Origin of the sequence: Cytobacillus citreus, assembly GCF_018343665.1 — a bacterium.
In the GTDB taxonomy this organism is placed as follows: Bacteria; Bacillota; Bacilli; order Bacillales; family Cytobacillaceae; genus Cytobacillus; species Cytobacillus citreus.
In genome coordinates this window covers 1,221,460-1,237,817 of sequence record NZ_JAGYPM010000001.1, presented here as the reverse complement: position 1 = coordinate 1,237,817, position 16,358 = coordinate 1,221,460, and the positions used below count along the sequence as shown (strand labels likewise).

The 16,358-nt window shown below is 34.3% G+C and carries 16 protein-coding genes; 15 read left to right on the top strand and 1 reads right to left on the bottom strand.

What is annotated here, in order from left to right:
* Positions 1-223: 223 nt before the first annotated feature.
* From KHA94_RS06060 to KHA94_RS05995, 14 genes are all read left to right on the top strand, one after another.
* Complete coding sequence (locus tag KHA94_RS06060) at positions 224-529, top strand: AbrB/MazE/SpoVT family DNA-binding domain-containing protein (protein WP_213101171.1); 306 nt, start codon at positions 224-226, stop codon at positions 527-529.
* 184 nt (positions 530-713) lie between these two features.
* Positions 714-1,055 carry a PDDEXK family nuclease gene (locus tag KHA94_RS06055; RefSeq protein ID WP_213101170.1) on the top strand — a complete coding sequence of 114 codons (342 nt, stop codon included), beginning with the start codon at positions 714-716 and terminating at the stop codon, positions 1,053-1,055.
* Positions 1,052-1,966, top strand: coding sequence for a polyprenyl synthetase family protein (locus tag KHA94_RS06050; protein WP_213101169.1), 915 nt, complete (start codon positions 1,052-1,054; stop codon positions 1,964-1,966). The genes KHA94_RS06055 and KHA94_RS06050 overlap by 4 nt, the downstream gene beginning before the upstream one ends.
* A gap of 19 nt (positions 1,967-1,985) precedes the next feature.
* Complete coding sequence (gene comX / locus KHA94_RS06045; RefSeq protein ID WP_213101168.1) at positions 1,986-2,147, top strand: competence pheromone ComX; 162 nt, start codon at positions 1,986-1,988, stop codon at positions 2,145-2,147.
* Positions 2,148-2,192: 45 nt separating this feature from the next.
* Positions 2,193-4,553: a sensor histidine kinase gene (locus KHA94_RS06040; RefSeq protein ID WP_213101167.1), complete on the top strand. Its 2,361-nt coding sequence runs from the start codon at positions 2,193-2,195 to the stop codon at positions 4,551-4,553.
* The gene (locus KHA94_RS06035) at positions 4,528-5,193 is read left to right on the top strand and encodes a response regulator transcription factor (protein ID WP_213101166.1); all 666 of its coding nucleotides are present in this window, start codon (positions 4,528-4,530) and stop codon (positions 5,191-5,193) included. The genes KHA94_RS06040 and KHA94_RS06035 overlap by 26 nt, the downstream gene beginning before the upstream one ends.
* Positions 5,194-5,619: 426 nt before the next feature.
* A complete protein-coding gene (locus KHA94_RS06030) occupies positions 5,620-6,015 on the top strand; it encodes a hypothetical protein (protein WP_213101165.1) in 396 nt (131 codons plus the stop codon).
* A gap of 356 nt (positions 6,016-6,371) precedes the next feature.
* A complete protein-coding gene (locus KHA94_RS06025; protein WP_213101164.1) occupies positions 6,372-6,749 on the top strand; it encodes a BlaI/MecI/CopY family transcriptional regulator in 378 nt (125 codons plus the stop codon).
* A 3-nt stretch (positions 6,750-6,752) separates the two neighbouring features.
* Positions 6,753-7,943: a M56 family metallopeptidase gene (locus KHA94_RS06020; RefSeq protein WP_213101163.1), complete on the top strand. Its 1,191-nt coding sequence runs from the start codon at positions 6,753-6,755 to the stop codon at positions 7,941-7,943.
* Between the two features lie 50 nt (positions 7,944-7,993).
* A complete protein-coding gene (locus tag KHA94_RS06015) occupies positions 7,994-9,067 on the top strand; it encodes a beta-glucanase/beta-glucan synthetase (protein ID WP_213101162.1) in 1,074 nt (357 codons plus the stop codon).
* A 13-nt stretch (positions 9,068-9,080) separates the two neighbouring features.
* Entirely contained in the window at positions 9,081-10,280 is a 1,200-nt protein-coding gene (locus tag KHA94_RS06010) for a transcriptional regulator (RefSeq protein WP_213101161.1), read from the top strand.
* 83 nt (positions 10,281-10,363) lie between these two features.
* On the top strand, positions 10,364-11,236 hold the full coding sequence (locus tag KHA94_RS06005; RefSeq protein ID WP_213101160.1) for an ABC transporter ATP-binding protein: 873 nt from the start codon (positions 10,364-10,366) through the stop codon (positions 11,234-11,236).
* Complete coding sequence (locus tag KHA94_RS06000; protein ID WP_213101159.1) at positions 11,230-12,438, top strand: ABC transporter permease; 1,209 nt, start codon at positions 11,230-11,232, stop codon at positions 12,436-12,438. Before KHA94_RS06005 ends, KHA94_RS06000 begins: the two co-directional genes overlap by 7 nt.
* A 6-nt stretch (positions 12,439-12,444) precedes the next feature.
* Complete coding sequence (locus tag KHA94_RS05995; RefSeq protein ID WP_338030697.1) at positions 12,445-14,502, top strand: DUF5050 domain-containing protein; 2,058 nt, start codon at positions 12,445-12,447, stop codon at positions 14,500-14,502.
* 651 nt (positions 14,503-15,153) lie between these two features.
* Here KHA94_RS05995 and KHA94_RS05990 read toward each other — a convergent pair.
* Positions 15,154-15,819, bottom strand: coding sequence for an IS3 family transposase (locus KHA94_RS05990; RefSeq protein WP_213101158.1), 666 nt, complete (start codon positions 15,817-15,819; stop codon positions 15,154-15,156).
* 49 nt (positions 15,820-15,868) lie between these two features.
* Here KHA94_RS05990 and KHA94_RS05985 point away from each other — a divergent pair, with 49 nt between their 5' ends.
* Positions 15,869-16,126: a DUF5348 domain-containing protein gene (locus KHA94_RS05985; protein WP_213101157.1), complete on the top strand. Its 258-nt coding sequence runs from the start codon at positions 15,869-15,871 to the stop codon at positions 16,124-16,126.
* The last annotated feature ends 232 nt before the right edge of the window (positions 16,127-16,358 follow it).

Here is a 16,358-nt window from a genome sequence, read left to right as displayed (position 1 = left end):
TTACATGGCAACAATGAATAAACCATTGATAGGCAAAGGTTTTCAATTTACGAGTCAAGATAATAGCGGAAAACATACGCTAAGATCATCATAGGTATAACAAAACTTATCTTCAATTTATTAACTGGACACAGAAACTTAATGGAACTATTTGACAGCAAAAGAAACTATATTATAATTTGGATATAAAAGGTTTTAAATTTATATAAGGAGATTGATAACTTTGAAAAGTACTGGTGTAGTAAGAAAAGTAGATGAACTTGGAAGAATTGTTCTTCCAAAAGAATTAAGAAGAACATTAGAAATAAATGAGAAGGATCCATTGGAAATTTTCATTGAAAATGAAAAAATCATATTACAAAAATACAAATCAAATATGGAATGTGTAATCACTGGAGAAATTTCTGATGAAAATAAAATATACTCAGGAAATATAATTCTTAGCGCAAAAGGTGCGGATATATTAATGAAAGAAATAAATACAAATCTATTTAAACCCTTTAATCATAGGGTGTTCAGTAATTCCTGATTTTCTGAACAAATCCTTAACGTATGTTTTCAGCGTTTGGTTGGTGGAACCCCAAGAATGACATTATACCGCAAACTAAAAGATAATGAGTCTAACTAGTATAATTAGGGACAAGAATAGTTTACTTTGCCCCTGGTTGCACGAACGCTGGTACTACCCCAATGAGGAAAAAATAGCCCGTTACTTGAAGGAAGGTCGTGGACAAGGGGAACTCTCTAATTATAAGCCATGGATTAATATTCAAGATTTTGGATCTTCTGGTCGAGTGCATCGATTAAATGTATGGAAAACGAATCGGATTCATCATTTATTGTCGGATTTAGAGCGTAATTATTTTTATGCTCTTGAATGGGCAGATGAAGTTATTGACATTCAGGACCAATACCCCCTGGATCGTCATCTATCAACTGTTATTGCAGAAGAAAAGGCGGCAGATCAAGTGACTGAAACTCCTTTGGTTATGACAACAGACTTTCTAATTACCGTCCGGAAAAATAAAGAAATAATCAAGGAGGCAAGCAATTGAGTGCCATTATGTCCCAAGTGATAAGAAAATCATTATACACTATTATTAATGAGCATATTAAACAAAATGAATTGAAAGAACAGCTTTTTGGATTTGTTGATTATCAATCAAAAAAAGGATTTCCTTTTGGGGAATTGCTTGTCTTACACTATAACATATTCAACGGAACAAGAACTGAAGAAATTTATTCGGTAGCAGCTGCAATAGAAATTTTGATATTATCCTTCGATATGTTAGATGATTTTGAAGATGATGATTTTAAGGACAAACCTTGGTCAACAGAATCTAATTTAGCATTAAATGCAACAACAGCTCTCCTTTTTTTGAGTGCAATTGTTATAAGAAATACAGGCTTTAAGAATAAGGATAAATGTATTTCTACTCTGTTAAAATATGCTCTTCAATCGATAAACGGACAGCATAAGGATCTTCTAAACAATTGTAAGAATGAAGCTGATTATATAGAGATGACTATTGAGAAGTCAGGTTCGCTGGTTGCTTTGTCTTGTTTAGTAGGTTCAGTCTTAGCAGCCGGTGACTATCCAGTAGAAGTAGGAACTTATTCAAGGTTCATTGGTCTGATAGGACAAATTAATAATGATTTGTCAGATATAAAAACATGGGATGAAAAGAATGACTTAATAAATAAAAAGTTCAGTCTTCCTATTATCTATTTACTAAATTACAAGGATGAAGAACTTAAGTTCATTCATGATTATTACGACAACAAGATAGAAAAAAATGAGATAATTAAGAATCAAAAGCTGATTTCTAATAAGTTTGTCATGACAGGGGCTATAGCCTATACCGAAGTAATTAAGAAGGTATACCAAAACAAAACAATAGAAGAAATAAAGAAGCTTAATATTGATCAATATTATATTGATCTTCTAGTAAAATACATTTATTAATAAGTTAGGAGAAGAAAAAATGCAAGATGTTATTCAGTTTCTAATCAACAATTCTGATGTATTAAGCAAAGTAAAAGAGGGAACAGCAAGTCTGGTTGGAGTTAGCCCAGAAGAGCTAAAGGCGATATTGGAAGTATTCTTCGATGAACACATTGCTCCAAGGGCCTATTATTGGCAATAAAGTTTAAAGCCGGGATATTAATCCGGCTTTTTTAAAGGAGTTAAAATGAAAAATAGAGCTAGCGCATTAGGTTTACTGTCAATTTTATTTGTATTAGGAATAACCGGTTATTTTACCGTAATCGTCTTGAAATTTCCATTGGTTGGGATGGAAGTGAAGAAAAATAATAATCAATGGATAATTGAAAAAATATATAAAAACGGATGGGCTTCAAATCAGCCAATAGAAGAAGGAGAAATATTAGAACTCGTCGATGGCAAAAAGCCGGAAGAACATTCTACGGTAATTTTGTTTAATAGGGTGGAAATGGCGAATTTCATTACTATCATGGATGAAAATTTAGAAATCAAAACAATTTCCATCTCGTATGACCATTTGGACACACAGTATATAAATTATTTAATATTACCGTTTTTATTTAGTATTACGACATTATCATTAAGTATTTTTCTGTATCGAAGAAAAAAAGACGACAAGTCAGCAAGAATCTTAATATACTTTTTATTGTCAACAGGAATTAGTTATTTAAGCGCATCGGTTTCAGCTCGGGGAGAAATTGTTGGGAGGGTTTTAAATACAATAACATTACCCGTTTCCTTAATTATATTTGTTCACTTTTTAAAAAGTTATTTACTGAGATTCAATCTAGTATTTATAAAAGCAAAATCACTTGTAATATTGTATATACTCTATTTTATTTTTTTATCCTTGATGGTTAGCAGTTATGTGTTTTTAAAACCAAATTTTCATACTAAAATAATTCAGTTTCAGTTACTATTCTTCTTAATATTAATAAGCTATTTGCTTATTCATCTAATCAGGTTTTACCTAAAATTTAAGAGTTCTGAGGGGAATACCGTTTTAAAAATCCTCGGGATTACTTTATTTTCAGCTTTTAGTCCTTTTGCTTGTTTATATGTTATTCCAAATATCCTTTTTAAAAAGGAACTTGTATCAGCTGAAACAACAGCTATTTTCCTAATCGTTATTCCAATTGTTTTTGTCTATTTACAACTAGCAGAAAAGTTATTTGATATCGAATTTTTATTGAGCAGGTTACGGTATTACTCTTTACTATCTCTTCCGTTTACTGCTTTTATCGTTTTATTTTTAAGTCTCATCCTTAATATTGAACTTTTTTCCGGTTTAACCTTCATTATTTTTTTTCTTTTGTTAACATGTACTACTATATTCTTATATGTCAAAGAATATCTAGATTATAAATTAAGACATCATTTATTCTCACAAAAAAGTGGTTTTGAAACCAGTTTATATACTTTTTTTCAGAGAGCAAAGTATGAAACAAAGGTAACTAGTTTGATTAATAGCCTCATAAATGAGATAAAAGATGTGCTAATGACGAAAAGTGTTTTCTATTTTGAAGTGGCAACAGAAAATGGTGGAGTAACCTGGTTGCTAAAAAATAGAAGTAATTTTCCCCCTTCCTTTACTAAAGGGTTAGAAAAAATAAAGTGGAATAATCATCGTATCGGATCTTTGAATGAGGTATTGGATGGATTCGGGATTGTTATTGGTGGAGACTATAATCATAAACATATTATTTTTTTTGGTATGAAGAAATCCAAAACAAATATAAATATCCAAGAAAGAATTTGGCTTGAAACATTGGCGTATTTTTCAAGTATTCTTCTTGAAAATTTTCAATTAATTGAAGGTCTATTTGAAAAGATCGAAGATTACAAAGGGAAAAAGGAAATAGAGAATGGAAATTATCCCTATTGGTTTTCAAGATTAATGTTCTCTTTATCCGAAAAGGAAAGAGCTAATCTATCAATTGATTTACACGACTCGGTGCTTCAAGATCAATTACAGCTTCTAAGAGAAGTTGAAAAGATAAAAGGAAAGGTTACGGATATTTCCATCAAAAATGATTTATTCAAACTCAGGGAAAGAATGCTCGACAATATCCACTTAATACGGGAAACATGTAATGAGCTTCGACCGCCTTTTTTGAGTGAATTAGGAATCATTCAGTCCATTCAGAATTTAATCGATCAGACAAAGCTTCGTAGCAATTTCATATTAAAATCTGAATTGGATCAATCGATTAAAATTTTGAATAAGGAATATGAATTAACCCTATATCGTGTGGTCCAGGAGCTTTTAACAAATGCAATGAAGCATTCCTCAGCCTCTGAAGTAACGGTAGCATTACGTAAGAATAATCAAACCCTAACCTTAATATACAGTGATAATGGGAAAGGGATCGATATGACCAAGCTCAATGACTCTTTTAAAACAATGGGTATTTTCGGAATAAAGGAAAGGATAAAAAGTATCGGTGGTACGATTGAGATTAACTCTACTTCGGGAAAAGGAATACTTATATTCATTAAGATAAAAACAGGGGGTAGTGTGAATGATAAAAGTTTTAATTGTGGATGACCATCCTACCTTGGGCGAGGGAACTAGGACAATTATAGATCAAGAAGCAGATATGAAGGCAACTTTTATTACAGATATTGATAAGGCTTTTGAGACACTTAAGGAAGATAAATATGATATCTATTTAATAGACCTATATATGCCAAAGGTAAATGGTATTGAGCTTTCAAAAATGCTTCTACAAGTGGATCCAGATGCAACTATACTCATTTACACTGGGTATGACATAATGTCACATTATAATTTATTGATCGAGGCTGGGGTCGCAGGTTTTATTAGTAAGACTGCAGCCCCAGAACAATTGATTACCGCAATTAGATGCGCATTAAGGGATGAAGTTGTTATTCAACTTCAATTATTAAAACAATTAAGAAGGGTAGAAGCTGGGCCTTCCACCAATGAAGGGCAGCAGAATTTAGGGGATATTACCCTGTCAAGTAAAGAGCAGCAAATACTCGATGGAATTTCAAAAGGTTTAACAAATAAGGCGATTGCTATTGAAATATCTATGAGCCAACGAACTATTGAATATAATTTAACCAAAATATTTTCGAAACTTGGGGTAGGTTCAAGAACAGAAGCATTATTAAAGGCAAAAGAGTTTGGTTTATTATCTCTACAGATAGAAATGAACGATTAAATTTTAAGAGCTAGAAATAGCTCCTTTTAGTTTTTTTATTTTCTAGAAAATGGCATTTAAAATTACCAGTATATGTGTTATTTATAGTTACTACTAATTAGCTCTTCGGTAAACCGCAACTTGATTTACGGTGAAATTGGATAGTAACTATGCAAGAATCATAGTGTAAGGTTCATCTTTGTGATTTCAGAAGAATGCAGTTTCAACCGAAACAAAATATGAAAAAGGAGATTGATAAATGAAAAGAAGCTTCTGAAAATAGTGTCAGCAGCTTGACGTGTATTTCTTAAGGTTACCCTTTTACTTGCTTAACTAGGACAACTTAAAGGAAAGTACATGTATAGCAAGAATCTAGTGTAATTTAGTAGATTTAGCAGGATGTCGGCTAGGGTTAGAGCATGTTTTCAAAAAAAAGGAGGATTTGCTATGAAATTAAGTAAAAAAACATTGACTAGTAGTCTTGCTGCTGCTGTGGCTTGTTTGTCGCTAGCGACTGTAACAGCTTTCGCGAACACAAGTTCCACTCCGGCACCAGGATACGGAACACTGACTGGTACGTTAGCGGGTAAAAGTTACACTACAAAGGTAACTGAAAATAGTGACAATGCACTGCTGACAGTGAAAGGCTCTATGCAAGATAAAAATGGAAGTACAGTTGTTACAACACAAGAAATAAAAAGTCCGAGAGGATATACTTCCTATTCAGGTTCCTGGACATCTGTACCTTCAAACGTTTATGTGATTTATGGAACACACGGTGTGCAAGGTGGAAGTAAATATGGAGCTAAAGCTGTATATACTTATTCGCATGTTAATCCTTAAATAATAATCATGTAAAAGAATGTTTATACTAATGTACTTAAAGTGAGGTATATACTTTATTTGCATAGTATAAACATTTCTTTTTTTATAGAAAGTATCATCTTATAGGAAAATGATGCGGATGAAACAGTTTGATGTTATCACAATTTTTCGATCTACAATTGACTGCTAGTCATTGTTTAAGTATTGGGATTTTTCTTTTCGATGCTAGACTGGTAGCTTCCAATTATTTCAGTCTGCAATACTCCACAAATAAAAACTAAGAACTGTAAGTATTATTTGTAAAATCTATTGACTTTCATATTTTACATTTGTAAAATATGAAAAACGACAATTGTAGAAAAGGGGTTGTATGTATGGAGACTATTAAGAGGCTGCCCGATGCGGAATTTGAAATCATGAGGGTGGTTTGGGAGAACGAACCGCCAATCACAACAGCAATGATTATGGTAAAAATCGGAAATGAGCGTAAATGGAAGCCGCCTACATTGCTTACACTCATGAGTAGATTGGTAGAACGAGGTTTTTTACAAACAGAAAAGAAAGGAAAAGAGCGTACTTATTATCCGTTGATCAGCAAAGAAGATTACCTAGAATTAGAAACCGGAAAATTTATGGAGCAATATCATGAAAACTCATTTTTAAGTTTTGTTAATACGCTGTACAACACGAAAAAGCCAACTGAAAGAGAGTTAGATGAATTGTTGAAATGGGCGAAAGAATGGAGGGAGTAGTTTTTGGAGAAATTTATGAATGCGCTACTTGAGGCCTCCATTGCAATGTCAGTAATCGCACTTATGTATATTGCTATTACTCCTATACTTAGGAAAATGTTTACAGCCAAAGGACGATACTATGCATGGTTGGTAATTATTATCGGACTCATTATTCCATTCCGATTTCACCCACAAGTATCGGTAATTTATATTGATAAGCTTATACCTATTATGAAGTCAACAAGCAGTCATTCCGTAGAACCCTATGTGACAATGATGTCATCAAATATTCCATGGTCTCTTCTGTTTTGTGGACTATGGCTTGTCGGTGTGACTGTTTTTATCACTATACACTTAATTCAGCACATACGATTCTTGAAAGTGGTGAAGCGTTGGAGCACTGAAGTTGTTGATCCGCAAATGCTGAAAATATTGCATGATATTCAAGCGAAGTTGAAAATAAAGCAGCCAGTGGATTTGCGGATTTGTCCCGGCATTTCCAGTCCCATGTTGCTTGGCATTTTTCACTCAACGATTTTGCTTCCGCCGGGCGAAATTCCTGAAGATGAACTGCCTCTTATTTTTAAGCATGAGCTGGTCCATTGTAAACGGAGAGATATATGGTACAAGACACTTGTATTTTTAGCTACCGCCCTACATTGGTTCAATCCATTCGTCTATATGATAGCAAGAGAAATCTCTATTCATTGTGAACTCTCTTGTGACGAAGAAGTGGTCAAAGATACAGATATAGTCTGCCGGAAAAAATATGTTGAAGCAATAATTGGCATCATTAGAAAACAGTCAAAGGAGCAAAGCAAATTCTCCACAAATTTTTATAGTAGGAAGCAGGGCATGAAGCATAGAATATTCTCCATTATGGATACCAGAAACAAAAAATGGGGATTTTCAATTTTGGCAATTATTGTTGTGGCAACTCTCAGCACAAGTATGATGGTGAAAATTAGTACTCCAGAATCCTCTCACAAATATTCTATACTTGCATCCGAAAATGAATCAGATCAAAAGAGCTTGAGTGATGAGGAGAATACACAGATTCATGAAATCTTCCACAAGAAGGATAAACCTGTTCATGGGAAGAAAATCCCTGTAAATGATATGTCAAGTGTTACAACTGAAGTGATTTTGTTAATGGAAAAGAATGAAAATATTTTTGAAGTTGATATTCCTAAGTTAGTAGAAAGGAAGTAATGCTACATAAGGGATATCAATTATTAGAAATGTGAAAGGGGAAATACTTTATGGGGAAATATGGATTCTTACGTAACGCATTATTATTAATGGCATTAGTTGTGCTAATAGTGGGTTGTTCAAATCAAAACCAAAATTCAAATAAAGATGATTCTGATACCACCAGTTATGCAAATGACAATCCATTTGAAGTGAATGGCGAAGACACTGTTATGATGGGTGCTATAGGTCATGGTTTTGTTAATCCAGAATTAGATGAAAGTGGAGAGAGGCGGCTCCCGTTGCAATACGATGGTGGAGAATTAGAAATAAATTATTTCGTAAATGCTTCTGGAAAAGCTAAAAATGTCGGCTTTCTTGTTTTTGTGGATGGTATACCACAACCTTATAAATTTAATACGACGGAAGCATCTTATGAATATATGCATATCTTTGATTTAGAGGAAGACGATAAAGATACACCATTCACATTCGTCTTCACCCCAGTTACAGGGAAGCAAGGTGAAACTCTGAATGTTAGTATTACAAGTATATACAATCCAGCATTTATTCCGGATATGAAAGAAACGAGTTCGTATGGAGGCTATCACGAAACGCTGGAGGTTTTAAATCCGTTGTTTTTTGAAAAAGATGCGGAGGCTCTGGAAGCTTCTAAAATCCCTAAAAATAACTATTTAAACAATGTTAGCCTATCAAATGAACCAATTACAGAGAAACTGTTAGAAAAGCATAGTGTTATGCAGAAAATAGATTTGGAGACATTGGAGAAACAAGTGCTTAGTGAGTTGTATTTTGACGGTGACAGTGCGATGAATGTCGACAACCTTCAGGTAAATGACAGTGGAACGCTTCATGTGACCTTTAAACTATTCGGTCATCCCGGAGTTAAATACCAAAATACGTTTTATATCAATCATCAAGCGTTATCTACTAAAGATGGTGATACTTCTTTTGAGATGGTATTAACAAAAGGAGAGGTAACTGTGATAGACATGGAGATTGACTTGGAAAGATTGGAAGATATCAATACGTTCTATGTCACCTCCGTTCCTATGAATGCTGGAGATTTTCCAGATGATGCTATCGACCTACAAAAAACTGAATCCATCTTATTATATAAATAATTGGAGGATGAGTATGAAACATAAACTATTAACCATTATATTAAGCTTATTTGTACTCTTTACCGTTGGGTGCACAAAAAACTACGATAATATAGTTGATTCAAATGATAAACAAGGGCATTCCAATAATGAAGGTAAAGTAATTGGCTCACCTGAATCCCAGTCTACTGTACCCGAGGTTGTTTCAGATTTGAAATTAGATGGAGATATAAAGAATATCTATTATGCTAATGAGAATAAGATTCTCATAGCAGCTGACAAACTATACCTATATGACTTAGATACTGGGAATGTATTGAAAGAATCCCCACCAGAACCATTTGACAGTGAGAATTTTTGGGTGATTAATAATGGTTTTGTAGCGGTTAGGGAACTTTTGAGTAGTGATAGTAGCGAATCAATGATGACGGCTGGCGGATTTAGTTATAAAGCTATGTTTTACGATCATGATTTGAATACAGTTTCCGAGTTTGACTTGAATCAATTGTTTGAAGACGATGATATGTTGATGTCTTTAAATGCGATTTCATTTTCTTCTACTGGAAACCAAGTTGCGTATGCCACATATTCAGGATTATATATCTATGATTTTGAAAAGGAAACAAAGACTAAAGTCATTGATTTGGAATCTGTAGACGCTAAGGAGCGTTCTGGCATCGTCAACATCGAACAAATTGGTTTCACAAATGATGATAAGCGTATTGCTTTTAAGGCACAAAGCTTTGATATCCCAGCTAATCCAGACAAGCCTTCCTATGATACTTGTGGAATCGTAAACGTGGATGGTTCTGGATTACTAAATAAAACATTTGACAACTACATATGCAAAAGATTGACAGCATATAATGATGTTCTGTTATTTGCTCAGGACCCTACGATTGCAACAGGAAAAACGTTGGTGATGGAGATACCAAGTGATAAAACAAAGATTCATACGCAAATCGAAAAGGTGGAAAGTGGAAGTATATGGGGGTCTAACACTGGAGGCTATTTTGCAACTTCGATTTCACATGAAACTGGATGGACCATTCGGGTGTACAATACGGAAACTGGAAAATTGGAAGCAGAGCAACAAGTCTCAAATGATGGTGAGGAACGTTATATGGATCATGACCCCATTATCAAAGTGATTGATGATACAAGGACTTATATCGTGTTATTAGGAGCAATACGAGACGATATTGAAACGAAAATGATTGTTAGCCAATTTTAAGTTATAAATCAAATGCTTTCTTCCTTTTATTACCTAAAGAAGAAAGCTACTTTTTAATAGGAGGAACTAGGAGGAACCTATTTATGAAAGTAACATTTAAGGATATTTCAAAGCAATATAAGGGTAAGTATGCGCTTGAAAATTTTAACTCAGAACTGGAGAACGGTATTTATGGTCTTTTGGGGGCAAACGGTGCAGGGAAAACAACGCTTATTAACATTTTTGTAGGCATTCTAAAAAGCGACAAAGGGCAAGTGTTGATTAATGACGTTGATGTAAGAAGCTTAGGGATTGAGTTTTTATCACATATTGGCTATTTACAACAATACCCGCAGTTTTACAAAAACTTTAAAGTGATGGACTTTCTCAGATATATGTGTGTACTTAAAGATATTCCAAAGGAACAAGGGGAAAAAAGGGCAAAGGAATTATTGGAGATCGTTAATTTAAGTGATGCTTCTACCAAAAAAATCGGTGCATTATCGGGAGGCATGCGCCAGCGTGTTGGGATTGCACAAGCAATGCTCAATGATCCTGACATTTTAATTTTGGATGAACCAACAGCTGGTCTTGACCCGCAAGAAAGAATACGTTTCCGGAATCTGATTACCAAGTTTTCTGAGAATCGAATTGTATTATTGGCTACGCATATCGTCTCCGATATTGAATATATCGCCAATCAGGTCATTTTACTAAAAGATGGACAGCTTCTGAAACAGGACTCGCCTCAAGCGCTTGCGCGTGGAATCGAGGGGAAGGTATGGAATGTAACCGCAACTGAAAACACGATTGAAGAAAAATTGAAGCATCTTAAAATCAGTAATATGATGCGGAATCAGGATGGTATACATTTAAGAGTAATTAATGATGAGAAGCCAGATGCTCATGCTGTCAATATACAGCCCAATTTGGAGGACGTATTTTTGTACTATTCGGGAGATGGCGAACGATGGTGAAGTTACTTCTTTTTGAATGCCGTAAACATTTTTTGAAAAAGTCAATTGTTACAGTGATCCTTCTCTTCAGTGTGCTAAACGTTGTTAAAATATACAGCGTATATGATCAAACATCATTGCTATCCAAAAGTACTGGGTCGGATTGGAATGACTTATATTGGGAAATGTATGAGGAATTTGGAGGTACTATTACAAAGGAAAAAATCGATAAGCTTATGTCGATTTATGGACCGCTTGATAAACAAACAGCGGATAAGACAGCAAGCACGGCAATTGATAATCCGAATACATATACTGGAAATGTATACAACGATACGTACTTCTTTCGTTGGAATTTTGTAAATCCGATGGAATACGCCTATATGTACAGGAGCTATGCAAATGATGTTGTCACTGCGGCAAAAGAGAATCTGACATTTTTTGAATCGCTCGGAAATCAATACGAATATAAAAAAAATGCAGCGATTGCGGATCGTTACATAGGACGGGTCATATCGGATTTTTCATACACAGAAATGTACGAGAATTATATTCATTACGATTTTTCGGCGTTTTTGGTGATATTGATTTGTATGTACGTCTTAATCAATGTATTCGTTTCTGAAAAGGAGACTGAGATGGATGTTCTTTTATTAACGACGAAAGCAGGAGGAACCAAAACCGTTATAGCTAAAATAATGACCTCTGCCATTTTTGTGTGCATTGTTTGTTTTTGGTTTTGGTTGATTGATTTTGCTGCATTTTCGACGATTTTCGGATCTTTGGAAGCAACTTCTTCCCCGCTTTATGTCATTGAAAACTTTGCGAATTCATCTATTGGGATAAGCTTGGGAGAATACGTAGTTCTATCAGATCTCCTGAAAACAGCAGGAATTCTAGTGCTTAGTTTGGTGTTTCTATTGATTTCCACTCTTTTTAAAAATGCTCTATTTCCTTTTATTATAAGCCTGTTCACTACCTTTGGATTCATTTATATGCAGGAATTGTATATGGGGTCTGGTCACATTTTATTGAAAATTCTAAATCCATTTGCGCTGGTTGTCAATCGGGAATTGTTTCGTAAAACGGAATTTGTCAGTCTCTTTGGATACCCAGTGATTAGTTATGTTCCAGCTTTTTTGTTTGCAGCAGCTTGGGGAACGCTATGCATTTTAAGTATTGTGATTTTAATTAGGAAGAATACTGTCAATAGAAAGGGGTGAGAGAGCGTGTCATTATTAATCTATGAAATGAAGAAGATGTTTTTTCATCAGAAGGGTTTATTATTTATCAGTTTGTTTTTCATTTTAAGTATATCGACATTACTTGTTTTTGACACGCCTAAGAACCCAGATATTGAGATGAATTCTAAGCAGTATTCTTTCTACATAAATCAAGTCAATGGTGCATTATCGGATGAAACAGAGCGATTTTTTACCAATGAATCAAAAAGAATTTCTGAAGCAAACGTAGAACTAGAAAAGGCATATAACGATTACTATGACGGGAAAATCTCAGAGGATGAGTTGCTAACATTATCAAGCCCATTGGAGGAAATTGTGAAAAATGAAAGTGGCTTTAAGGTCATTTTCGACCAATATACGTATATTCGCGAAAATCCAGACAACCGCTATTTTTTATCTACGAATGGCTGGGACGGACTATTATCCACTGATAGTTTGGATTTGTTATTTTTATTATTACTGTTAGTATTGGTCACTCCAGTGTTTTGTTCAGAGTTTGCAAACGAAATGGATTCCCTTCACTTGACCGTAAAGAAAGGAACGCGCGTGCATGCTATCTCTAAAGTTGTTCTTGTGATAATGACGGTTATCGTGCTTGGTCTATTTACTTCACTGTTAAGGTATGGGTTCTTTGAAATAAAATATGGATTAGAACATGGGGATTATCCAATACAAAGCTTGTCTTACTTTGGAACTTCCACAAAAAGTAGTACATTATTTTCTACATTCATATGGTTATCTGCCATAAAAATATTTGGCAATTTAAGTTTGTCCATGCTTATTATGCTTGTTTCTGTATGGACGAAAAGATATGCATTAACTCTATTTTCTTCTACAGCTGTGATTTTATTACCTTATTATGGATTTAGTATGGAATCCTCTAAATATTCTTTGCCGGGACCGCTAGGGTTTATGGTTTCCACTGGTTTTTTCAGAGGAAGCGAATACGAGTATAACATAGTTACAGATCAGATGGATGTAACATTTGAGGAAATTTCGATGAAGGCCATGCTCATCTTGTTTGTAATTACATTGTGCATCAGTATAGGTGCAATGATAGTGATCATCATTCAACATACGAATGTATGGAGTGCCAGGAAACGTCGTCATTGGCTGACATCATCAAGTATGATGCTTGTCCTTTGTATGGCCGTATCTAGCCTTGCCGGCTGTACCTCTAATCAAAACATGGATGATTATGATGTATACAATTATTCTTCCAGACAGTCCTTTGAAAATGAGCAATATCGTTTTTATGTCGATGAAACGAATTTGGATGATATCAGGCTTGTATTTGAAGATAAACAAACCGGCGAAGTAAAAAATCTAATCAGAAATCCAATGCAATCATTAACAAAGGTCGAGACCTTTATTTATGGTAATGGACCGTATGTATATTATATGAAACATGACTCTGAGAAGTTGAGGGGGTTTGCCTATCGCTTCGAGGAAAGGGGCAAGGTTTCCATCATAGAAGTAGATACGACAACTTTTGATGAGAGGATTATTTTTGAAAAAAACCTTAATTCACATGAAGATAATTTTCTAGGACTTAATTCAGTAGATAGTGTCGACTCAAGTTTTTACTCAGGAATAGCTTCCTTCTTTTTAGATGAGAAAAGTATCTATTTCATCGCTCAGGACGAAATTAGGCAAGTTAATCGATTGACAGGCAAATCAAATGTCATTATTCGATCTCCATTATTAAGAAGCGTTGCTTTTGATGGACAGCATATTTATTATATAAATGAAAAATATCAAGTTGTTAAGTACGATACGAAGACAGATTCAGAAACAGTTGTTCCTGATATAATAACAACATATTTCGTTTTGACAGATTCAGAACTGTTTTTTTTAAATCGCAAAGATCAGTACAAAATCTATGTAATGAATTTGGAGGATTTTACGTTTCAAAAAATAACGGACAAATCTGTACTTAACTTTACTCTTGATGATCAATATATTTTCTATAAGAATAAGGTAGACCTTAAGAGATATCGGATAGATAGGGATGGTCAAAATGATGAGCTAGTCCAAGATTAGCTCATCATGGACAATAATCTACTTGAAAAAGGTCAAAAATGTATTCAGGTATCCCTCATGTCCGATTCCGGGTGTGTTGACGATCTAGAACCAGTTTTCCTTTTCCGGGTTCCACCTTGTGCTCTGCGAGGACTTCCCCATTCTCTTTCTCGAAAATAAGCAAGTGTTTGTCTTCTGTAACTGCAATATGGACAATCTTATCTTATTAAATGTTTCTATTTTTTAAAACTAAATTTCAAACAAATTTATTATTACATCTTTGAAGAGTGATTCAGCAATTTTGCCGAAAATTAAACGACTTTATTTTTACACCGTCTATATTTGTGGATGCTGTATTACGTATTTGCAGCTTCAAAATTAAACAACTTTATTATCACGTAACACAATAAAACTAATATTCGTTCCTTTGTTCCTAGCGTTTCTACTAAATTTATTAACTAATATATAATATTAAAGTGAAAATGTACTAATTGCTCGTTTCTTTTGCTCAAAATCAACATGCGTATAAACAGGGGTAGTTGACAAACTTTCATGGCTCAATTTGTATGTTGCCAGAAAATTATACCTCTAAACGTTAAACAAATGTCACCTTTTTTTACGACAATTATGTGAAGGGTCTCGTGAATGATGAAGACAAAGATCCATATCATATTAAGAAAAGATTGAAAGTATTGATATGTGGGAACCATCCTCCATAAACTGTGGACCATTGTTTGTTCGAATCACAGGTTTTTCCAATTCGTTAATTTGTTTACGCTTGAATAACGCTCGCAAAAGTGTTTGTTTCAAGTCTTTAGCCGTGCAGCTTAATCCCATATAGTACTCGATAATACTACGATCATAGACATCAATTATTGATAATACAAAGAAAAATCGATCTTCACCTTCAATGTAGCCATATTTAATGTCACTCTCCCACAATTGGTTCGAACCTGTAATCGTGCGATTTCGTGCTAGTTTTCTAGGATATGAGACTTTCTTTTGCCGTTGTGGGCGTAAAATATCAAGTTCTTTGCACAAACGGTAAACTTTTTTCTTATTGATAATGAGATTGTATTTTCGACGAAGCACTTTGGTTAATTTACGGTAGCCATAATTAAAGCCATCGCCTGCAATCTCTTCTAGTAAATATTCTTTAATTTGTTCATCTGCAACATTTAGACCGTCCTCTTTGATGGAATAACCTGGCGCTGGACGTCCCTCACTTACTTTTTTCTCTTCCACACGATAGTTCTTTTGATAATAGAATGTGGATCGAGATACACCAATGATTTTCAGCACTTTTGAGATGGAGTGGTATTCCTGGTCCCGATCCATCTTCAGGTACATACAGAGAGGGGACTCTAGAAATAGTTAGTGGCCTATGATGGCACGAGGCATATTAATATTTGATCCACAACATCAAGAGTGGAGGGTTTGGATAGGCCAGAGGGCATATTGGATAGACCAAGGCTATTCATTTGAGCTGCGGATTCAGCACAAGTATTTTCAAGCAATTTTGGAAAAGGATATTGATTGGTTTGTCACATTAGACTATGATGCCAGCTTTGTCCTACATATACATGAGGTATATAAAGTTCGAATAAATAAACAAGATTTTATGCCAGTAGATTCCCCTTTTTAGGGGTTTTCTTTTTATGATTTATAGCTGAATTAATTTGGACAACATTTTGCACAATCCGAAACAAAGTGAAAAAATAAGCACATTATATCAGCAAATCATCTGGATTAAAGTGAAAAGATGTGTATGAAATAATCTGCTCGTTTACAGAAGTATCACAAGAAAAATTGAATGCTTATGGTAATGCAAGTATCGTGTTTGTGAAAGATTATTCTTAAACTATAGAGCAGCATTC

What these genes read in the sequence shown, in the direction of transcription:
- KHA94_RS05985 (WP_213101157.1), top strand. Translation starts at nt 15,869, where the DNA reads ATGGCACGAGGCATATTAATATTTGATCCACAACATCAAGAGTGGAGG.
- KHA94_RS06035 (WP_213101166.1), top strand. Translation starts at nt 4,528, where the DNA reads ATGATAAAAGTTTTAATTGTGGATGACCATCCTACCTTGGGCGAGGGA.
- KHA94_RS06015 (WP_213101162.1), top strand. Translation starts at nt 7,994, where the DNA reads ATGGGGAAATATGGATTCTTACGTAACGCATTATTATTAATGGCATTA.
- KHA94_RS06030 (WP_213101165.1), top strand. Translation starts at nt 5,620, where the DNA reads ATGAAATTAAGTAAAAAAACATTGACTAGTAGTCTTGCTGCTGCTGTG.
- KHA94_RS05990 (WP_213101158.1), bottom strand. Translation starts at nt 15,819, where the DNA reads ATGGATCGGGACCAGGAATACCACTCCATCTCAAAAGTGCTGAAAATC.
- KHA94_RS06010 (WP_213101161.1), top strand. Translation starts at nt 9,081, where the DNA reads ATGAAACATAAACTATTAACCATTATATTAAGCTTATTTGTACTCTTT.
- KHA94_RS06000 (WP_213101159.1), top strand. Translation starts at nt 11,230, where the DNA reads ATGGTGAAGTTACTTCTTTTTGAATGCCGTAAACATTTTTTGAAAAAG.
- KHA94_RS06040 (WP_213101167.1), top strand. Translation starts at nt 2,193, where the DNA reads ATGAAAAATAGAGCTAGCGCATTAGGTTTACTGTCAATTTTATTTGTA.
- comX (WP_213101168.1), top strand. Translation starts at nt 1,986, where the DNA reads ATGCAAGATGTTATTCAGTTTCTAATCAACAATTCTGATGTATTAAGC.
- KHA94_RS06025 (WP_213101164.1), top strand. Translation starts at nt 6,372, where the DNA reads ATGGAGACTATTAAGAGGCTGCCCGATGCGGAATTTGAAATCATGAGG.
- KHA94_RS06005 (WP_213101160.1), top strand. Translation starts at nt 10,364, where the DNA reads ATGAAAGTAACATTTAAGGATATTTCAAAGCAATATAAGGGTAAGTAT.